The organism is Amycolatopsis sp. SID8362, from assembly GCF_010550475.1.
GTDB classification, from domain to species: Bacteria; Actinomycetota; Actinomycetes; order Mycobacteriales; family Pseudonocardiaceae; genus Amycolatopsis; species Amycolatopsis eburnea.
Map to the genome: position 1 here is coordinate 1 of NZ_JAAGNB010000357.1, position 1,640 is coordinate 1,640.

The following is a 1,640-nucleotide window of genomic DNA, read 5'->3' on the forward strand; positions in this document are numbered from 1 at the left end:
GGTGCCCACCGAAGCGGCCAGGTGCGTGGTGAAGCCCGCGGCCGACGCGGTGATCGCGGTCGCCCCGGACGCGGTCAGCGCGGTCACCGCGTAGCCGTCGCCGGACGGTTCGATCCGCACCACCGAGTGGTCGTAGTCGAGCTTGACGTCGTCGGGTTCCAGCCAGGTGCCGTAGCCGTCGGCGTCGTAGCCGTAGACCTTGAACGTGCTCTTGGCGCCCGCGGCCGACAGCGCGACCTGCTCGGTGCTCGTGCCCAGCCGGACCGGCGCGCCCAGCACGGACAGCGTCGTCTTGCCGGACGCGCGGCCCGACTTCGCGACGACGTCGACGGAGCCAGGGCCGTGGCCGGTGATCACCCCGCGCGTCACGGTCGCCCGCCGGTGGTCCGACGTCGTCCAGTGCGGCTCGACGGCCACCGCGGCGCCGGTGTCGTCGTGGCCGTCGGCGACCAGGTGCCGGGTCAGGCCGGACAGCACGCGGTCCGCGTCCGCGGTGGCCACCGCGGGGGCGGGCGCGAAGCCGGTGAGCTTGCCGCTGCCCGGCACGGTCGTGAAGCCGATTCCGTTGGGCACCAGGCGTTCCCCGCCGTCGGACGGCGAATTCCGGACGCTGGGCGCGGCCTCGCCTTCGTTGCGCGCCAGCAGCGTCGATGAGCCGCCGCCGTCGAGGTTGATCGCGTCGTCGGCGCCGAGGCTCTTCATGTGCCGGGCCAGTTCCAGCTCGGTCAGGCCGCGGCTGTCGGCCTGCCGTCCGTCCACAGTGGCCAGCCACATCCGCCTGCCGTCGGCGGAGAAGCCGACCGCGGTCCGCGGGTGCATGGCGACGTTGTCGACCGGCTGCACGACGCCGTCGCGGAGCAGGACTTCGTTGCCGCCCACCGCGACCGCGATGTTCCCGGCATCCGTGCGGGGCGCGTACGCGACGTCCACCGGGTCGCCGGGCTTGAGGACCGCGAGGGCGTCGGCGCCGGCTTCACGGGCCAGGAGCAGCGTGGTGCCGGCCGCGATCGGGCCGGCCGCGGGCTGCTCGCGCGTGGCGGTCACGACCCCGTCGCGCAGCTCGACTTCCCGCACCCGCGCCGCTCCGGCGACCGAGGTCGCGCGGCCGGAAGCGCCCCACAACGGCGTGTAGACGCCGATCGCGTCCGTGCCGAGGACCGGGCTGTTGAAGTTCGTGGCCTTCACCGCGCCGCCCGGCAGCGTCACGGTGGCTTCGAGGAAGATCGACGCCAGCCGCGCCTTGCCGTCGTCGGTGATCGACGCGGTGAGGTTGTGACCGGCGGCGGGCGCGGTCTGCAGCTGCCCGCGGTCGATGCCGACGCCGATCGGCGCGCCGGTGGCGCTGATGTCGAAGAAGTCGCCGTTGACGCCGGCGACCGCGCCCGCCCGCGCGACCTGCTGCGAGAGCGGCGTGCGCGCGGAAACCGTGCCGGGGCTGAGGTAGGTGGGCTTCAGGACCTTGCTGCCGAGGTCGACGGCGAGGGTGTCGCCGCGGATCCAGCCCGCCGGGTCGAACCGGTCGAACTGGGTGAGGTTCAGCCCGGGCGCGACCTCGGTGGTCGCGCTGCCGGTGACGAGCCCGTCGTCGGGGTCCGCGGCGGCGAAGGCGGCCGGGCCTTCGTGGGCCGACGACGCGGCGG

1 protein-coding gene is annotated in these 1,640 nt (G+C 74.8%); it reads right to left on the minus strand.

The features are described 5' to 3' along the window. A partial coding sequence (locus G3I65_RS11755; RefSeq protein WP_160696135.1) for a phosphodiester glycosidase family protein occupies positions 1-1,640 on the minus strand: 1,640 nt, incomplete at both ends.